15 protein-coding genes and 5 tRNA genes are annotated in these 15,588 nt (G+C 63.6%); 4 read left to right on the forward strand and 16 right to left on the reverse strand.

All coding sequences use genetic code 11. From position 1 onward, the window contains the following. Positions 1-36 precede the first annotated feature (36 nt). On the reverse strand, positions 37-348 hold the full coding sequence (locus QCE73_RS08260) for a hypothetical protein (RefSeq protein WP_035501123.1): 312 nt from the start codon (positions 346-348) through the stop codon (positions 37-39). 353 nt (positions 349-701) lie between these two features. Here QCE73_RS08260 and QCE73_RS08265 point away from each other — a divergent pair, with 353 nt between their 5' ends. Beyond that, positions 702-1,337 (forward strand): YdcF family protein, encoded by a 636-nt coding sequence (locus QCE73_RS08265; protein WP_309880630.1) that lies wholly within the window; start codon positions 702-704, stop codon positions 1,335-1,337. A 260-nt stretch (positions 1,338-1,597) separates the two neighbouring features. Then, positions 1,598-1,840, forward strand: coding sequence for a hypothetical protein (locus QCE73_RS08270; RefSeq protein ID WP_309880632.1), 243 nt, complete (start codon positions 1,598-1,600; stop codon positions 1,838-1,840). Positions 1,841-1,945: 105 nt separating this feature from the next. Here QCE73_RS08270 and QCE73_RS08275 read toward each other — a convergent pair whose 3' ends face one another. Beyond that, positions 1,946-2,362: a gamma-glutamylcyclotransferase family protein gene (locus tag QCE73_RS08275; RefSeq protein ID WP_309880634.1), complete on the reverse strand. Its 417-nt coding sequence runs from the start codon at positions 2,360-2,362 to the stop codon at positions 1,946-1,948. Between the two features lie 150 nt (positions 2,363-2,512). Between QCE73_RS08275 and QCE73_RS08280 the strand changes: the two genes are divergently transcribed. Beyond that, positions 2,513-3,355, forward strand: coding sequence for a helix-turn-helix domain-containing protein (locus QCE73_RS08280; protein ID WP_035501127.1), 843 nt, complete (start codon positions 2,513-2,515; stop codon positions 3,353-3,355). 8 nt (positions 3,356-3,363) lie between these two features. Here the strand turns inward: QCE73_RS08280 and QCE73_RS08285 are convergent, their stop codons facing one another. The 7 genes from QCE73_RS08285 to gltX all read right to left on the reverse strand — a co-directional run bounded on the left by QCE73_RS08285 (position 3,364) and on the right by gltX (position 6,305). Continuing rightward, a complete protein-coding gene (locus tag QCE73_RS08285) occupies positions 3,364-3,828 on the reverse strand; it encodes a GNAT family N-acetyltransferase (protein WP_035501128.1) in 465 nt (154 codons plus the stop codon). A gap of 165 nt (positions 3,829-3,993) precedes the next feature. Next, positions 3,994-4,070: transfer RNA gene (locus tag QCE73_RS08290), tRNA-Asp, on the reverse strand. Positions 4,071-4,140: 70 nt separating this feature from the next. Continuing rightward, positions 4,141-4,216 (reverse strand) — tRNA-Glu (locus tag QCE73_RS08295). A gap of 71 nt (positions 4,217-4,287) precedes the next feature. Further along, positions 4,288-4,364, reverse strand: a tRNA-Asp gene (locus QCE73_RS08300). A 71-nt stretch (positions 4,365-4,435) separates the two neighbouring features. Further along, positions 4,436-4,511 (reverse strand) — tRNA-Glu (locus QCE73_RS08305). Between the two features lie 159 nt (positions 4,512-4,670). Continuing rightward, positions 4,671-4,746 (reverse strand) — tRNA-Ala (locus QCE73_RS08310). Positions 4,747-4,895: 149 nt separating this feature from the next. Then, a complete protein-coding gene (gene gltX, locus QCE73_RS08315; protein ID WP_309880637.1) occupies positions 4,896-6,305 on the reverse strand; it encodes a glutamate--tRNA ligase in 1,410 nt (469 codons plus the stop codon). Between the two features lie 205 nt (positions 6,306-6,510). On the opposite strand from gltX, the gene QCE73_RS08320 reads away from it, so the two are divergent. Beyond that, entirely contained in the window at positions 6,511-7,455 is a 945-nt protein-coding gene (locus tag QCE73_RS08320; protein ID WP_309880639.1) for a patatin-like phospholipase family protein, read from the forward strand. Positions 7,456-7,530: 75 nt separating this feature from the next. On the opposite strand, the gene QCE73_RS08325 is transcribed toward QCE73_RS08320, so the two are convergent. From QCE73_RS08325 to hscB, 7 genes are all read right to left on the reverse strand, one after another. Beyond that, positions 7,531-8,766, reverse strand: a complete 1,236-nt coding sequence (locus tag QCE73_RS08325; protein WP_309880641.1) for a cytochrome c — start codon at positions 8,764-8,766, stop codon at positions 7,531-7,533. Beyond that, on the reverse strand, positions 8,763-9,335 hold the full coding sequence (locus QCE73_RS08330; protein WP_309880643.1) for a 2Fe-2S iron-sulfur cluster-binding protein: 573 nt from the start codon (positions 9,333-9,335) through the stop codon (positions 8,763-8,765). The genes QCE73_RS08325 and QCE73_RS08330 overlap by 4 nt, the downstream gene beginning before the upstream one ends. Continuing rightward, a complete protein-coding gene (locus QCE73_RS08335) occupies positions 9,332-12,154 on the reverse strand; it encodes a molybdopterin cofactor-binding domain-containing protein (RefSeq protein ID WP_309880645.1) in 2,823 nt (940 codons plus the stop codon). The genes QCE73_RS08330 and QCE73_RS08335 overlap by 4 nt, the downstream gene beginning before the upstream one ends. Before the next feature lie 323 nt (positions 12,155-12,477). Then, positions 12,478-12,675 (reverse strand): Fe-S cluster assembly protein IscX, encoded by a 198-nt coding sequence (iscX, locus tag QCE73_RS08340; RefSeq protein WP_035501134.1) that lies wholly within the window; start codon positions 12,673-12,675, stop codon positions 12,478-12,480. Positions 12,676-12,689: 14 nt separating this feature from the next. After that, positions 12,690-13,031, reverse strand: a complete 342-nt coding sequence (fdx, locus tag QCE73_RS08345) for an ISC system 2Fe-2S type ferredoxin (protein WP_187604546.1) — start codon at positions 13,029-13,031, stop codon at positions 12,690-12,692. 48 nt (positions 13,032-13,079) lie between these two features. Then, a complete protein-coding gene (gene hscA, locus QCE73_RS08350) occupies positions 13,080-14,945 on the reverse strand; it encodes a Fe-S protein assembly chaperone HscA (RefSeq protein WP_309880648.1) in 1,866 nt (621 codons plus the stop codon). Positions 14,946-14,980: 35 nt separating this feature from the next. Further along, positions 14,981-15,511 (reverse strand): Fe-S protein assembly co-chaperone HscB, encoded by a 531-nt coding sequence (hscB, locus tag QCE73_RS08355; RefSeq protein ID WP_035501137.1) that lies wholly within the window; start codon positions 15,509-15,511, stop codon positions 14,981-14,983. Positions 15,512-15,588: the final 77 nt, after the last annotated feature.

A 15,588-nucleotide genomic window follows, 5' to 3' on the forward strand; every position in this document is an offset into this window, starting at 1 on the left:
TCGACTGTCGAAGCCTTCCGGGCTTAGCCGGAAGTACTAGACTCGCGCCTCCAGAACCGCTTCCTGACCGCCGAACGTGTAACGTTCAGCGCGACGTAAGTCCCAGTCGCTGGAGCGCTCGTCGCGCGACAGCCGCGAGAATTCGTGCTTGCCGCGCTCGGTGACGACCGCGATATCGACGGGAGCATGAAATCCAGGCGCGGGCGCCACGGTGCGCTGCCGGGTGAGTTCGAGCAAACCGAGTGCGCGCAGGAGGTCGAAAACGTTAGGACGTTTCGCCCAGGGAACCTGACGATACTGCGCACGGCGAAGTGCTTCGAGTACAACTTCGTTGGAATACGTGGTCATCTCGTTCTTTCTTCCTGTGCAGCCATGACGACGCCCGTGACGGTCGCAAAACGGGCCGCGACGTCGACTAAACGCGGCGCGCCGAATCTCGTCTGCGATGACGACTCGCAGCCGAATGTTTGGCCGCCGCTTGCGTTAGGTGCTGCTTTCTATTACAAGCCCCCGTTGAGAGCGCGCTAATCACGCGCTTTACTGCGACATCCGCCGATGCGTTCCAAAGCACGCGATGACGGAACGAATTGCCCTCAAACCAATACGTTACCCCAATCAAATTGGTTCTATTCACTTTATTGCTGCTTTTTTTTGCATTATTTGCGCTGTGGCGACGCCGCCGCACCCAGATCGCGATCGCCGTGGCGGCGCTCGCGTGGGCGATCGGCGCGGGCTGGCTCGCGACTCCGCTGCTCGATCTCGCACAGCACGGCTATCGTCATACCGACGTGCCGTCGTTCGCCCCTCAGACGACGATGGTGCTGATGGGCGGCGGCACCGCTCGCAGCGACGCGGGACTCGTTCCGCAATTCAATGCGATGCGCCGCATCGCCGCGATCGGGAAGCTTTATCGCGAGTGCCGCGAAACCGGCGCGTCGTGCAAGGTGATCCTGAGCGGCGGCGATCCGCAGCGCCACGGGCAGGCCGAAGCCGACAATTACGCGCCTTACGTGCTCGCGGAGGGCGTCGCTCCGGGCGATCTCGTGCGCGAGAATCAAAGCCTCAATACGTACCAGAACGCGCGCAACGTGGCCGGAATTGTGGGCCCCGCACATGACAGCCGTTTGATCGTCGTCACATCCGCGTATCACATGCGGCGCTCGATGCGAGCGTTCGAGGCTTTCGGCTACGCTCCCGTGCCTTACGTGTCGGATGTGCGGCCCACTCGCGTCACCTTGCTTCCGCGTATGCGAGGTTTCGCGAACGGCGAACTCGCCATGCACGAACTCGTCGGGCTTGCGCGCTTCAATGTGTATCGCTGGTTGCATCTCTACTAGCCGGGGCGCGTGTCGCGATGCTAAGCACTCTAAAATAATTCGACGATGACGCCTGCGCGTTCATGACCAGCGTCGGACGGACGCACGACACACGGTTGCCCGATTCCAGGCTTATGATGCGGATTGTCTGATCGTCGGACGCGCGAGGCTCGCGACTGACGTCCCGCGAAGCGGCGGGAGCGATTTTTGCTCAGACGGAGGCGTCATTCCACCGGATCGGACAGACGATTCCCGGGTTCAACTGCCACTAGGAGGTAACAATGAAGAAAGTGTCCCTGGCTGTTCTGTTGTCCCTCAGCGCGGTCGCGTCGGGCGTTTACGCCCAGAGCGATCAAGGCGTGACCATGAGCACCGATCCTGCGAAGATCGCCGATATCGAATCGCGTGCGCAAAATTTGCAGACGCAGCAGGACAACATGCAAAACATGCGCTCGCAGGCGCCTTCGCACAAGTCGATGCATCACAAGAAATCGCCTAAGCCGGCGGCTGGCTCGACACAGTAAGCCCGGCTTCCTGCTGTTGGCGCGGGGCCATTCACGCCGCCCCGGAACCGACACATCGGCTCCGGGGCGGCGCGGAACATATTTAATCGTGTATTCGCCCAGCGCTCACGCGCGTGTCGCGCGATGCGACACCCAGTCTCCGCTCTCGATGCACGGCTGTCCTGCGACGGCCGCAGCCGCCACTGGATAGATCAGGCAATCGATCCGATCCGTCCTGCCATCGACATTCACTTCCACGTGCAGTCGATGCGATCGGAACAAGCCTTCGACGCCCGGATAAACCTCTTCAATTTCATCCAGCACGGGCACGAGCGCATCGTCGATGCGATAGACGTCGCCGCGAATCGGCGCGCCCTCTTCGTCGATCACGAGCCCCGGATACGTGCCGAAGTCGAATAATCGCCCCTGCACATGCGCAGCGCCGATCCATTCCGGCGTCGCGATGCCGTTGCGTCCGGCTGCGCGGTTGATATCGTTGACCTCACCGGCGCGCAGCGTGCCGTAGACAAAAACGTATTGCATCGAAAACGCGCTCCCGTTGTCGTCAAGTTGACCCAAGGCAATTATGCCCCGCGCAAAATCGCGGCGCGCTCCGGGGAGCGCTTTCGGCTACCATCGGCGCGTGCGTCCCGATGAATCCCGGACGCCCGAACACACACCAACCGAGCGAACATGCCTACGTTTGTCGAATCGAGACCGTCGAGCGAGGAAGTCGAGCACCTCGACATTCCCGTCGAGCATTCGCCGACGCTCGATCATCCGATTCGCGTGCGGTCGCGGCCGGTTCCTTATGGCGTGCGTATCGCGCTGCATACGCACCCCTGGGCGCAGGTCGCGTACACGTCGCGCGGCGTGTTGCGCGTCGCGACCGCCGATTCCACCTGGATGGTGCCGCCCTCGCGCGCGATCTGGGTGCCGCCCAATGTCACGCATGAAGTCGTGATCGTCGAGGACGCCTATCTGCGCACGCTGTATGTCGATGCGAGCGTCGTGCCGGCCGGACTCGGCGCGTGCCGCGTCGTCGAAGTGTCGCCGCTCTTGCGCGAAGTCATCGCCGCGCTCGACGAAGAATCGATTTCCCGTCAACGCGAGCGGCTGCTCGGCACGCTCGCGCTCGATGAGATCATCCGTTCGCAGCCGCTGCCGCTCTCCGTGCCGATGCCGAACGAAAAGCGTCTGCGCGCCTTGTGCAACGCCGTGCTGGCCGATCCGTCGCATTCGGATCTGGAACGCTGGTCGTCGGAGGCGGGCGCAAGCTCGCGCACCATCGCGCGCCTGTTCAGGCGCGAACTGGGCGTGAGTTTTTCGCAGTGGCGTCAGCAGGCCGTCCTCGCGCGTGCAATTCCGCTACTGAGCCAGGGGCGCCCGCTCGCGCAAGTCGCGCGCGAGCTGGGCTATCAAAGTCAGAGCGCATTTTCCGCGATGTTCCGTCGTGCGTTCGGCGAGAGTCCGCGCGCATTTTTCGCGCGCGATACCCGCGATGATCGCGATACGCGCGAAATCGACGGCGCATAGGTACGTTTTCAGACGCGCCGCACCATGTGCCGGATCGCGCCGAGTTGCGCGAGACGCGGACCCGCCGGCCGATATCCCAGACGGATGTAGAGCCGCGCCGCGGGGTTATCGACGAACACGCGCAACTGACATTCGGCGAGGCCGCGCGCTCTCGCCCATCGATGCGCCGTGTTGAGCAGGAACGTTCCCGCTCCGCGCCCGCGATAACCCTGCGCGATCTGCACATCGCGGACATGCAGCGAATTGTCTTCTTCGGTGACGCGCATGACCCCGATCGGAATCCCATCCGCCTGCAAGATGAAATTTTCGGACTCGCGCCAGCTGGAGAGGAAGAGATCGCCGCGCCACACGAGATTATGGCGACGGTAATAGCCGACCATGTTGTCGTGCGTGAGGGCTTCGGCGAAGGCGAAATCCGCCATGGTCGCCTGGCGCAGTTGATAGAGCGAGAGGTCTTCGGTCGGGTCGAGCATCGCACGGGCACGAGAACAAGTGCCTAAACACTAAGACAGTGCGCGCGGGCTGGCAATGGCCATTATTACGGTCGGGTGCGAATCGAACGCGTACGAAAGGAAAGTGGCCCGGTGAACGGGCAAAAAAAATCCAGCCGACGGGCTGGATTTTTTCGCACAACGATTTGGCGGAGCGGACGGGACTCGAACCCGCGACCCCCGGCGTGACAGGCCGGTATTCTAACCAACTGAACTACCGCTCCACTTCTTTGATCGATTCGCAGTGTCATCTGCGAACCTTGCAGCGCTTTCTACTGGCAGCCGCCGATGTTCTGGCGTCCCCTAGGGGATTCGAACCCCTGTACTCACCGTGAAAGGGTGATGTCCTAGGCCTCTAGACGAAGGGGACTTCAACTTCTACACACTTTGCGGCGAAAAAAAACCGGCTCTCATTAGCCGGAGTGTTCCTGCTCGCAAGTTTGGCGGAGCGGACGGGACTCGAACCCGCGACCCCCGGCGTGACAGGCCGGTATTCTAACCAACTGAACTACCGCTCCACTTCTTTTCATCAACCCGCAATGTCACCTGCGAGTCTTGCAGCGCTTTTTACTAGCAGCCGCCGATGTTTTGGCGTCCCCTAGGGGATTCGAACCCCTGTACTCACCGTGAAAGGGTGATGTCCTAGGCCTCTAGACGAAGGGGACAGAAACTTGTGATTCTGTCTGTACTACGTTTCGCTTTGGCAACCTACCTGACGCCAATCAGCGAAGACCGAAATTCTATACAACTTCGTGTTACTTGTGAAGTATTTTCTGCGCTTTCCGATTCCGGTCAAACAGCTTCGCGCTACTTCATCTGTTCTTTGGTGGAGGTAAGCGGGATCGAACCGCTGACCTCTTGCATGCCATGCAAGCGCTCTCCCAGCTGAGCTATACCCCCTTGCAGAACAGAAACGAAATTGTATAGGGCGTTTTTGAAGCTGTAAATACCTTCTGACGACTTAAGCGAAACTTTTTTGTCTCGCCGGACGCCAATGCGCGCAATGGATGACGCGCGATCGCCGCCGCGAGTCATCCGTCGTTGCGCAATCAGCCGTTCGCCTTCTCCAGACGCTTCAACACGGCATCGCGACCAAAGAGCATCAGGACTGCATCGATCGATGGCGTGTGGGTCGTGCCCGCGACCAGCAGTCGTACCGGCATCGCGAGTTGCGGCATCTTGAGCTTGTGCGCCGTGAGGGTCGCCTTGAGCGCCGCCGCGATCGCTTCCTTGCTCCACTCGACGTTCGCGAGCGCCGCACGCAAGTCGTCGATGGCCGGACGCACGGCATCGGTGACATGCTGCGCGAAGGCGTCCGGATCGATGGCGGGCTCGCGATAGAACATCGCGGCGTTATCGGCGATCTCCTTCACCGTCGATGCGCGATCCTTCAGAAGCGCGATCGCCTGATCGAGCGGCGCGCCGCCGTCGATGGCAGCGGTATCGACGCCCGCCTCCAGCAGGAACGGCTTCGTCAGCTCCGCGAGCCGCGCGTTGTCCGCTTCCTTGATGTAGTGCGCGTTGAGCCAGTTGAGCTTGTCGTGGTCGTACTGCGCCGGCGACTTGCCGAGATGCTCGAGATCGAACCATTCGACGAACTGCTCGCGGGAAAAGATCTCCGCATCGCCGTGCGACCAGCCGAGGCGCGCGAGATAGTTCACCACCGCCTCCGGCAGATAGCCGTTGTCGCGATAGCCCGTCACGCTCATCGCGCCGTGGCGCTTGCTCATCTTCTCGCCCTGCTCGTTCAGCACGGTCGGAAGATGCGCGTACACCGGCGCCTCGCCGCCGAGCGCGCGCAGGATATTGATCTGGCGTGGCGTGTTGTTCACGTGATCGTCGCCACGAATGACGTGCGTGATTTTCATGTCGAGATCGTCGACGACCACGCAGAAGTTATAAGTCGGCGTGCCGTCGGGACGCGCGATCACGAGATCGTCGAGTTCCTCGTTCGAGATTTCGATGTGCCCTTTCACCGCGTCGTCCCAGGCGACCGCGCCGGCGAGCGGATTGCGAAAGCGCACGACCGGCTTCACGCCTTCCGGCACCGGCGGCAGCACCTTGCCCGGCTCGGGACGCCACGTGCCGTCGTAGCGCGGCTTTTCGCCCGCGGCACGCTGACGCTCGCGCAGCGCGTCGAGTTCTTCCGTCGACATGTAGCAATGGTAAGCGAGCCCTTTCTCCATCATCTGCGCGACGACCTCGCGATAACGCTCCATGCGCTGCATCTGATAGAACGGGCCTTCGTCGAAATCGAGTCCGAGCCACGCCATGCCTTCGAGAATCGCATCGACCGACGCATCGGTGGAGCGCTCCAGATCGGTGTCCTCGATGCGCAGCACGAAGGTGCCCTTCATCTTGCGTGCGAACGCCCACGGATAGAGCGCGGAGCGGATGTTGCCGAGATGGATGAAGCCGGTCGGGCTCGGGGCGAAGCGTGTACGGACTTGGGTGGTCATTGCTGTTTACTCGATGAATGGCGGTGCGCGCTCGCGCTCGATTCCCGCTCAAAATGAGACGAAATTATACTCGCCGCCCGCTTTGCGCCGGTCCGCGCGCCTTTTGTTTTATGATGTGCGCGCTTTTCCCGATCTCCCGAAACACCCGCCTGCAACGCCCGCACGGATGGGCCGCCCGGGACCCGCTGCACCGCCGGAGCACAACTTGAATTCATCGTCACCCCGTCTTTCGCGTCGCGCGTTCTCGCTCGCGGCCGCATCGTCCATTCTCGCCGCCTGCACGACCACGAGCGGCGGCGTGTCGGGCGAAACCGCGTCCGGCACGCCAGTCGCGCCGCCGTCGAACACGGAGCCGCAGCGGCCGATGCGCATCGGTCTCGCGCTCGGCGGCGGCGCCGCGCGCGGCTTCGCGCATATCGGCGTGATCAAGGCGCTCGAAGCGCGCAACGTGCGCGTCGATCTCGTCGCGGGCACGAGCGCGGGTTCGGTGATCGCGGCGCTGTACGCATCGGGGATGACCGGCATCGCGATCAACAAGCTCGCGCTCACCATGGACGAAGCCTCGATCAGCGACTGGGCGATGCCCTTTCGCACGCGCGGCATCCTGCAGGGCGTCGCGCTGCAAAACTATCTGAACAAGACGCTCGACAATCGTCCGATCGAAAAGATGGCGAAGCCGCTCGGCATCGTCGCCACGGATCTGAAGAGCGGCCAGCCGATTCTCTTCCAGCGCGGCAACACGGGCGTCGCGGTGCGGGCGTCGTGCAGCGTGCCGTCGATTTTCGAGCCGGTGAAGATCGGCGATCGCGAGTATGTCGACGGCGGGCTCGTGAGTCCGGTGCCGGCGGCGTTCGCGCACAAGATGGGCGCCGATTTCGTGATCGCGGTCGATATCTCGGCGCGGCCGGAAAGCGGGCTCACGTCCAGTTCGTTCGACGTGCTGATGCAGACGTTCACGATCATGGGCCAGACCATCAAGGCCTATGAACTCGACAAATACGCCAACGCGGTGATTCGTCCGAATCTCGTCGCGATGAGCAGCAGCGATTTCAGCCAGCGCAACGCGTCGATCCTCGCGGGCGAGGAAGCGGTCGCCAAGATGTGGCCGACGCTGCAGCGCCAGCTCGCGGAGCGCGGCGCGCGAGTCTGATCGCTTTCCTCGCACATCAAATGCAACGAGGCCACGCAATACTGCGTGGCCTCGTGTCTTTTCAAGCGTCTGGATTCAGCGCAGCGACTTCACCTTCTCGGCGGTCACATCGCCGGGCTGTCCGCCCCACGTCACGCGAAGATAGTTCGCGAGTTGCGCGATCTGCTCATCGCCGTAAGTGCTCGCGAAACCCGGCATGGCCTGCATGTGCTCCGTGCCCGGAAAGCGCTGCGCCTCGATGCCGTCGAGCATCGACGTGACGAGATTGCGCGGATCGGCCTGACGCAAGGTCGAGTTGCCATCCATCCCAACCGCGACATGCGGCTTGCCCTGACCGTCGAATCCGTGACAGCCCGCGCAGGAATCGAGGTAGAGATTGCGGCCCGCGGCGAGTTGCGCCGTGTCGTCGAACTTGACGGTGACGAGCGGCGCGGGTTGCGGCGGCGCGTCGCCGAGCAGATACGTCGCGAGCGCGCGCAGGTCCTCGGGATTCAGGTGCTGCGTGCTCAGATAGATCACGGGATGCATCTCGCCGAACGCGGAACCTTGCTTCGCCACGCCGGTTGCGAAGAACGTCTGCAGATCGGCCCCCGTCCAGCCGCGCGCGGCAAGCGCGGCCGGCGTGATGTCCGGCGCGCCGATACGCCCGAGCGCACCGCCCTGCAACGTCTTCGCGCCCTGCATCTGGCCGAACGCGCCGCGCGGCGAGTGGCATTCCGCGCAATGGCCGAGCGCGTTGGCCAGATAGCGCCCGCGCGTCCAGTCGGCGGACTGTCCCGACGATGCATCCGGCAGCGTGTCCTTCAGGAACAGCATGTCCCAGAAGCGCACGGCGAAGCGCACGCTGTACGGGAACTTGAGATCGGATGCGACGTTCGGCACCGCCGCGGGCTTTTGTGTCATCAGGTACGCGTAGATCGCGTCGCTGTCCTCGCGCGACATCTGCCGGTACGACGTGTACGGCATCGCGGGATAAAGCTTGTGCTTCGGCGTCACGCCATCGTGCAGCGCGCCGTAGAACTCGTCGGCGCTCCACATGCCGATGCCGTGCTTCGGATCGGGCGTGATGTTCGTGCCGTAGAAGGTGCCGAACTGCGATTCGAGCTTCACGCCGCCCGCGAACGGCGCGCCGCCGGGCGCCGTGTGACACGCGGCGCAATCGGCGGCATGTGCGAGATAGCGTCCGCGCGCGATCTGTTCGGGCGAGCTTTTCGGCGGTGTCGCCATATCGTTCTGGGCACCGCAACCGGCGAGCGCGAACGATGCCGCCACCAAAGGCGCAACGAGACGGGTCAGGATCGATCTCATCATGCGGCGTCCTTCACGAGTCCGGGCGTGGCGAGCACGAGATCCTTGACCGCTTCGTAGTAGCGCACATAGCCCGTGCAGCGGCAGATGTGCTCGTTCAGCGCGTCCATGATCGTCGCTTCGATCTGGTCCTTCGCGATCGGGTTGCGCCTGAGCCTTTCGATCAGCACGGTCGTCGCGTTGACGAAGCCCGGTGTGCAATAGCCGCACTGGAAGCTGAAGTGTTCGAGGAACTTCTGCTGCACCGTCGACATTTCGACGACTTCGCCCTGCTCGTTGCGCTTCGCGTGGCCTTCGACCGTGCGCACGCTCTTGCCGTCGAAGAAATGCGCGCCGTTGATGCACGTGCGCGCTTCCTCGCTCGTGCCGTCCGCGTGATCGACGATCACCACGCACGCGTGGCAGATGCCCTGACCGCAGCCGAGACGCGAGCCGGTGAGGCCGAGATATTCGTGCAGAAAATCGATCATCGACACACCGGCGGGCACCTGCATCGGGCCGATCTTTTTGCCGTTGATCGTCATCGAGAGCGCGCGCGATTCGATGCTCGCGGCGGATTGGATGGCCGTCATGCGAGCACCTCCTGAATGTTTTGCGGCGTCACCGGCAGATCGGTGAAGCGATGGCCGATCGCATGAGCGATCGCGTTGACGATGGCCCCGACCACCGGAATCATCACCACTTCGGCGATGCCCTTCGGCGGATCGGTTTCGGAAAGCGGCGGCAGCACTTCGCCCGTCTGCTTCCACACGGCGACATTGCTCGCGAGCGGCAGGCGATAGCGGTTGAAGTTCCAGGTGCCGTTACCGGGGCCGTCTTCGTAGAGCGGCAGATATTCGTGCAGCGCGTGCCCGATGCCCATCGCGAGGCCGCCCTGCAACTGACCCGACACGAGTTGCGGCGCGATCTGATTGCCGCACTCCATGATCGAATGATGCGAAAGCAATTCGACCTCGCCGCTCGATTCGCTCACGGCCAGTTCGACGAGCGTGCCTAGCGCGCTGTAGTACGTGACCATCGCGTTGTTGCGTTGCACGGGCGCGATGAAGACGCGCTTGCGGTCGAGCACCGTGTAACCGTTGGGCGTCGCTTTTGCGGCGCGTTTTGCGTGGCCGTCGCCGAAGCGCAGCGAAAGACCGTCGAGCGGAAGCCGCACGATCTCGCCCGCGATGTCGAACTGCGCCTCGCTCCATTGCCAGCGGTTGAACGTATGCACCGCCGCGCCCGTGACGAGCCCGAGTTCGTGCGCCTTCTTCGCGAGTACTTCGAAAGGAATCGGCCCGAGTCCGTCAGCGGAAAGCTTGCCGTCCGTCCAGCGCGCGTCTTCGATGCGCACGACGAACGATGTCGCCTGACCGCCGCCGATGCCCTGCCCCCAGATCGCGAGCGCCGCGGGCCAGATGCCGTGGCGGAAGATCACGCGCGCCGCCTCGTGCGTCGCGTGCGTGAAGTAGAACGCCGAGTTCGTCGCGCTCGCCGGCGACATGTACGCGGGCGACCAGCGCGGATTCGCGCTCAGGCGATCCTGCTCGGCCTGCGACATGATGTACGGATCGCCGCTCGTGACGACAGGCAGGTCCGTCCAGTCGATCGTCGCCATGTGAACTTCGGCCGCGGGCTTGCCGAGCCACTTTGCGCACGCGAGCGCCTGCGACGTCGACGAACCGGTGCCGATCTCCGCGCCCGAATGATGCAGCGCGATGCGGCCATCGACGGTGAATTCGATCCTGGCGAACGCGCTCTCCGCGCCCGTGCCGAAGTCCTTCTGCGTGCACGCGAAACCCACGCCGTAGCGCTTGCCCGGATGCGCGGCTTCGTATTGCGACTTGCGTTTCGCGCGCTCCGTCCAGAGCGGATGCGCCTGCGCGCGCCGAAGCACGTCCTCGGCGCGCACGGCGCCCGCCGGAATCGCGCCCTGCGTGTTCTTCATGCCGGTGCGCATCACGTTCTTCAGGCGCAGATCGATCGGATCGAGTTCGAGCGTGTGCGCGATTTCGTCGATCATCATCTCGGTTGCGGCCATGCTCTGCAGCGTGCCGTAGCCGCGCGCCGAGCCCGCGTCCACCGCGCGCGATGCGATCGCGGTCGCGGTCAGATCGCTCTTCGGGATGTAGTAGATGGACTGCGCCGCCGTCGCACCGACCATCGCGACCGATGGCGAGAAGTTGCAGCGCCCGCCGCCATTGGCGACGAAATCGCCCTTGAACGCCTGAATCGTTCCCGACGTCCGGTCGATCGCCATGCGATAGCGCATGTCGAACGCGTGCCGCTTGATCGAGGTCTGGAACTGCTCGAAGCGATCGTTGGCGAGACGCACCGGACGGCCATCGCCGTACAGCGACGCGAGCAGACCGTAGAAGGGCATGTTGTAGTGATCCTTCGAACCGTAGCCGACCGTGTAGCACGGATGCAGGAACAGGCTCTTCACCGCAAAGCGCGACTTCGCCGTCATCTCGATTGCGCTTTCGGCCACTTCGTGCGGGCCTTGCGTCGGGACGACCATGTGCAGCGACTGCGTCGTCGCGTCGTACCAGCAGTTCGCGTTGTCGGGTTCGAGCGCGGCCGTGTCGACGGATTGCGTGCGATAAGCGCGGTCCACGACGAGCCACCCGGCCGGCGGATGATCGAGCGCGTCGCCGATCGCGTTCGCATGGAACACGCCCTGCTCGTCGAGCTTGCCGTGCTCGGCGGCGCTCGCCCAGACCGGCTCGCGCTTCTTCATCATGTGAGGAAAGAGCGGCGTGTCCTTGAGACTGGAGAAGGTATCGTCGTCGTAAGGCGTCGTGCCACCGACGCGCACGAAGCGGAACGCCGCCCACGGGTCGCGCTCGATCGGGCCGGTCGTCGCGCCGTAACGGATGACGCCGTCGCGGAACTGGAGCTTGTCCTTCGCGAAGCGAAAACGCGCGAAATCGTGGTAAATCAGGATCGCGACCGCCTGCCCGAGATACGCCGGCGTCTTGCCGGCGGGCAGCAGCATGTCGTCGCCATAGAAGGCGGGAAACGCGAGCTTGTCGCGCGCGAGATCGTCCGCCGTGACGGTGCGATCGGGCGCGAGGCCGCCGTCGAGCATCGAGAGATCGAAGCCCTCGTAGATGCAGTCGGCGCGCGTCGTGCGCAGGATCAGCGCGTGCGACTGGTCTTTCGGCCAATGCGGCATGTCCGCCGCGCGAACGTCACGCGCGAACACCTTCGCGCCCGTCACCTTCGCGATGCCATCGATGCGAAACTTCGCGCCGCCGCTCGTCGCGTCCCACTGGACGGGAGTCAGAATCTTCTCTTCGAACAACGCGGCGAATGCACGGCTGCCGAGCGGCGCAACGAACACCGACACGCCAGCGAGCGCACTCGCCTTCAGAAAACCGCGCCTCGACAGGCCGAGTTTCCCCATTTACTTCTCCCCAAGTGATCGCCAGCGGATAGTCCGCAGCGGGACCGTTGCCCGCCGCCAGTTCGGCAATGTGAAATTTGTTTGCAATGCGAAGCATTGTCACGCGGGCAATTCCTTTTCCGAACGCGTGATTCAGCGGGCCGGAGTTGATTGCCGACGCGCAGCGGGCGCGATTTTAAGTCGCAGGGGAAGGGGCAACAACGCTCGCGACGTCAAGTTCTGTCAAACATGAAATGCGTTGCGAATGAGCGGAAAGTCGCCAGCAAAAACAAAACGGCGGCTCGCAATGAGCCGCCGTTCTTGGGAATGCAGGCAGGACCGAATCAGTAATCCGCGTCCTCGATCCAGGCCGCCTGGATCGCCTCCAGAATCTTTTCGTTGGACTTTTGTGGATCGTCGTCGAAACCGTCCAGTTCAGTAATCCAGCGATGCAGGTCAGTGAAACGCACATATTGGGGATCGATATCCTGATGCGCGTCGGTGAGTGCCATCGCGATCTCCTGAGTATCTGTCCACTTCATGGGCGAGCCTCCTGTCAGTGATTTTCTTTGGCGTGATTGATGGAGTACCGCGGGATCTCGACCACCAGGTCCTCGTCGGCAGGCACCATTGCCTGACATGATAACCGCGATGTCGGTTCGAGACCCCACGCTTTGTCGAGGAGATCGTCCTCGTCTTCCTCGGACGGCTCGAGCGCGTTGAAGCCCTCGCGAATGATGACGTGGCACGTCGTGCAAGCGCACGATTTCTCGCAGGCATGCTCGATCTCGATGCCGTGTTCCAGCAGGTTGTCGCAGATGCTCTTGCTGACGTCGGCGTCGATCACCGCGCCATCCGGGCAGAGTTCCACGTGAGGCAGCACAACGATTTGAGGCATGGGACTGATTTTCCGTAAATGCTTGTTTGTTCGATAACCGCGCGACGATCAGACGTCGTCGAGCTTGCGGCCCGCGAGCGCGCGGCGAATGCTCTTGTTCATGCGCCGCGCGGCGAACTCGTCGGTGCCGGTGGCGAGCGCCTTCGTGGCGTCCTCGATCTCTTCGACCGAATCGCCGCTCGCGAGCGCCGTGAGGCCGGTCACGAGCGTCAGAATGTCCGCGCGCTCTTCGTCGTCGAGCAGTTCGCCGTCGGTTTCGAGCGCGGCGTGCGTCGCTTCGATCAGACGCTCCGCTTCCACCTGCGCCTCGCGCAACGCGCGCGCGCGCATGTCGGTTTCCGCAGTCTGGAAGCTCTCTTCGAGCATGCGGGCGACTTCGTCATCGGCAAGACCATATGACGGCTTCACCACCACCGACGCCTCCACGCCCGATCCCTGCTCGCGCGCGAACACCGAAAGCAGCCCGTCCGCATCGACCTGATAGGTCACACGAATGCGCGCGGCGCCGGCCGCCATCGGCGGAATGCCGCGCAGCTCGAAGCGCGCGAGCGAGCGGCAGTCGGACACGAGCTCGCGCTCGCCCTGGACGACGTGAATCGCCATCGCGGTCTGTCCGTCCTTGAAGGTCGTGAAATCCTGCGCGCGCGCGGTGGGAATCGTCGAGTTGCGCGGGATGATCTTTTCGGTGAGGCCGCCCATCGTCTCGACGCCGAGCGACAGCGGAATCACGTCGAGCAGCAGCCAGTCGTCGCCTTCGCCACGGCGGTTGCCGGCGAGCAGATCGGCCTGGATCGCGGCGCCGAGCGCGACGACCTGATCCGGATCGAGATTGACGAGCGGCGGCTGGCCGAAGAACGCCTCGACCGCGCGCCGGATGACCGGCATGCGCGTCGCGCCGCCGACCAGCACGACGCCCTTGATGTCCTTGGGCGCGACCTTCGCGTCGCGCAGCGCTTTTTTCGTCGGCGTGAGCGTGCGCGCGACGAGCGATTCCGCCAGCGCGGCGAATTGCGCCTCGCTCACGGCGACGTCGATTTCGACGCCCGTGGAAAGCGTGGCCTGCACGCGCGTCTCGGGCACGTCCGACAGCGCTTCCTTCGCCGAGCGCACGCGATCGAGCATCAGGCGCACGTCTTCAGGCGTATCGAGCGCGACGCCCGCCTGCTCCAGCACATGGCGATACAGCGCGTGATCGAAATCGTCGCCGCCGAGCGCGGAATCGCCGCCCGCCGCGAGCACCTCGAACACGCCCTTCGTGAGCTTCAGGATCGACAGATCGAATGTGCCGCCGCCGAGATCGTAGACGGCGAAAAGGCCTTCGGAACCGTTGTCCAGACCGTAGGCGATCGCGGCCGCGGTCGGTTCGTTCAGGAGGCGCAGCACGTTCAGGCCGGCGAGTTTCGCCGCGTCCTTGGTCGCCTGCCGCTGGGCTTCGTCGAAATAGGCGGGCACCGTGATCACCGCGCCGACGAGATCCTCGCCGAGCGTGTCTTCCGCGCGATAACGCAGCGTCGCGAGAATTTCCGCCGATACTTCGACCGGGCTCTTCACGCCATCGATGGTGCGAATCTGCACCATGCCGGGCGCGTCGATGAAATCGTACGGCGCGTTCTCGGCGCCCTCGACTTCGCTCTTGCCGCGGCCCATGAAGCGCTTGACCGACACGATCGTGTTGCGCGGATCGATGACGGCTTCCTCCTTCGCGGTCCGGCCGATGCGCCGTCCGCCCTTCTCCAGATAGCGCACCACCGACGGCAGCAGCACGTGGCCGTCCTCGTCGGGCAGCGCTTCGGGTACGCTGCTGCGCACGGCCGCGACGAGCGAGTTCGTCGTGCCGAGATCGATACCGACCGCCACGCGCCTCTGATGCGGCGCCGGGGCCATGCCGGGTTCTGAGATTTGCAGTAAAGCCATCGTTGGTCTTATGGGGTTATTGCGGCTGACTCGTCTTACGCGTGTTCCAGCCGCTCGATCTGCGCGCCGATTTCATGCGCCACGCGTTCGATGAACATCAATTGCCGCACCGCCTCGCTCGCGGCCTGATCGGATCTGCTGTCGATCAGCGCTTCGAGTTTCGTGAACCGCACGCGCTCTTCTTCACGCAATTCGTCGAGCAGCGCTTCGAGCGCGCCGATGTTCTTCGCGCCCGCGGCATCCTCGATATTTTCGCGCCATTCCATCTGCTGCATCAGGAACGCGGGCTCCATCGCGGTGTTGTTCTCCGCGCCGACGTCGATACCGCGCTGCGACAGCATATAGCGCGCGCGCTTCAACGGATCGCGCAAGGTCTGATAGGCCTCGTTCGCGTGCGTGGCCCATTGCATGGCGAGACGTTTCTGCGCATCGCCGGCTGCGGCGAACCGATCCGGATGCACTTGCGCCTGCACGGTGCGATAAGCGTCGTCGAGTTTGTGCGGATCGACGGCGAACGTCTGCGGCAGATCGAAGAGGTCGAAGTGACTGTCGGTGAGCGAGGCCATGCTATGTCTATGGATTCAGTGTGCGCGAATGAAAAAGGCGGCACGCGCCGCCTCTTTTGCCGATGCCGCCGGCGTGA

This window comes from Caballeronia sp. LZ029 (assembly GCF_031451275.1).
Lineage (GTDB): Bacteria > Pseudomonadota > Gammaproteobacteria > Burkholderiales > Burkholderiaceae > Caballeronia > Caballeronia jiangsuensis.

Coding starts and splice junctions, on each gene's coding strand:
- gltX (WP_309880637.1), bottom strand. CDS start 6,305: ATGACCACCCAAGTCCGTACACGCTTCGCCCCGAGCCCGACCGGCTTC.
- QCE73_RS08330 (WP_309880643.1), bottom strand. CDS start 9,335: ATGACGGCCATCCAATCCGCCGCGAGCATCGAATCGCGCGCGCTCTCG.
- QCE73_RS08260 (WP_035501123.1), bottom strand. CDS start 348: ATGACCACGTATTCCAACGAAGTTGTACTCGAAGCACTTCGCCGTGCG.
- fdx (WP_187604546.1), bottom strand. CDS start 13,031: ATGCCTCAAATCGTTGTGCTGCCTCACGTGGAACTCTGCCCGGATGGC.
- iscX (WP_035501134.1), bottom strand. CDS start 12,675: ATGAAGTGGACAGATACTCAGGAGATCGCGATGGCACTCACCGACGCG.
- QCE73_RS08285 (WP_035501128.1), bottom strand. CDS start 3,828: ATGCTCGACCCGACCGAAGACCTCTCGCTCTATCAACTGCGCCAGGCG.
- hscB (WP_035501137.1), bottom strand. CDS start 15,511: ATGGCCTCGCTCACCGACAGTCACTTCGACCTCTTCGATCTGCCGCAG.
- QCE73_RS08280 (WP_035501127.1), top strand. CDS start 2,513: ATGCCTACGTTTGTCGAATCGAGACCGTCGAGCGAGGAAGTCGAGCAC.
- QCE73_RS08335 (WP_309880645.1), bottom strand. CDS start 12,154: ATGGGGAAACTCGGCCTGTCGAGGCGCGGTTTTCTGAAGGCGAGTGCG.
- QCE73_RS08325 (WP_309880641.1), bottom strand. CDS start 8,766: ATGATGAGATCGATCCTGACCCGTCTCGTTGCGCCTTTGGTGGCGGCA.
- hscA (WP_309880648.1), bottom strand. CDS start 14,945: ATGGCTTTACTGCAAATCTCAGAACCCGGCATGGCCCCGGCGCCGCAT.
- QCE73_RS08270 (WP_309880632.1), top strand. CDS start 1,598: ATGAAGAAAGTGTCCCTGGCTGTTCTGTTGTCCCTCAGCGCGGTCGCG.
- QCE73_RS08275 (WP_309880634.1), bottom strand. CDS start 2,362: ATGCAATACGTTTTTGTCTACGGCACGCTGCGCGCCGGTGAGGTCAAC.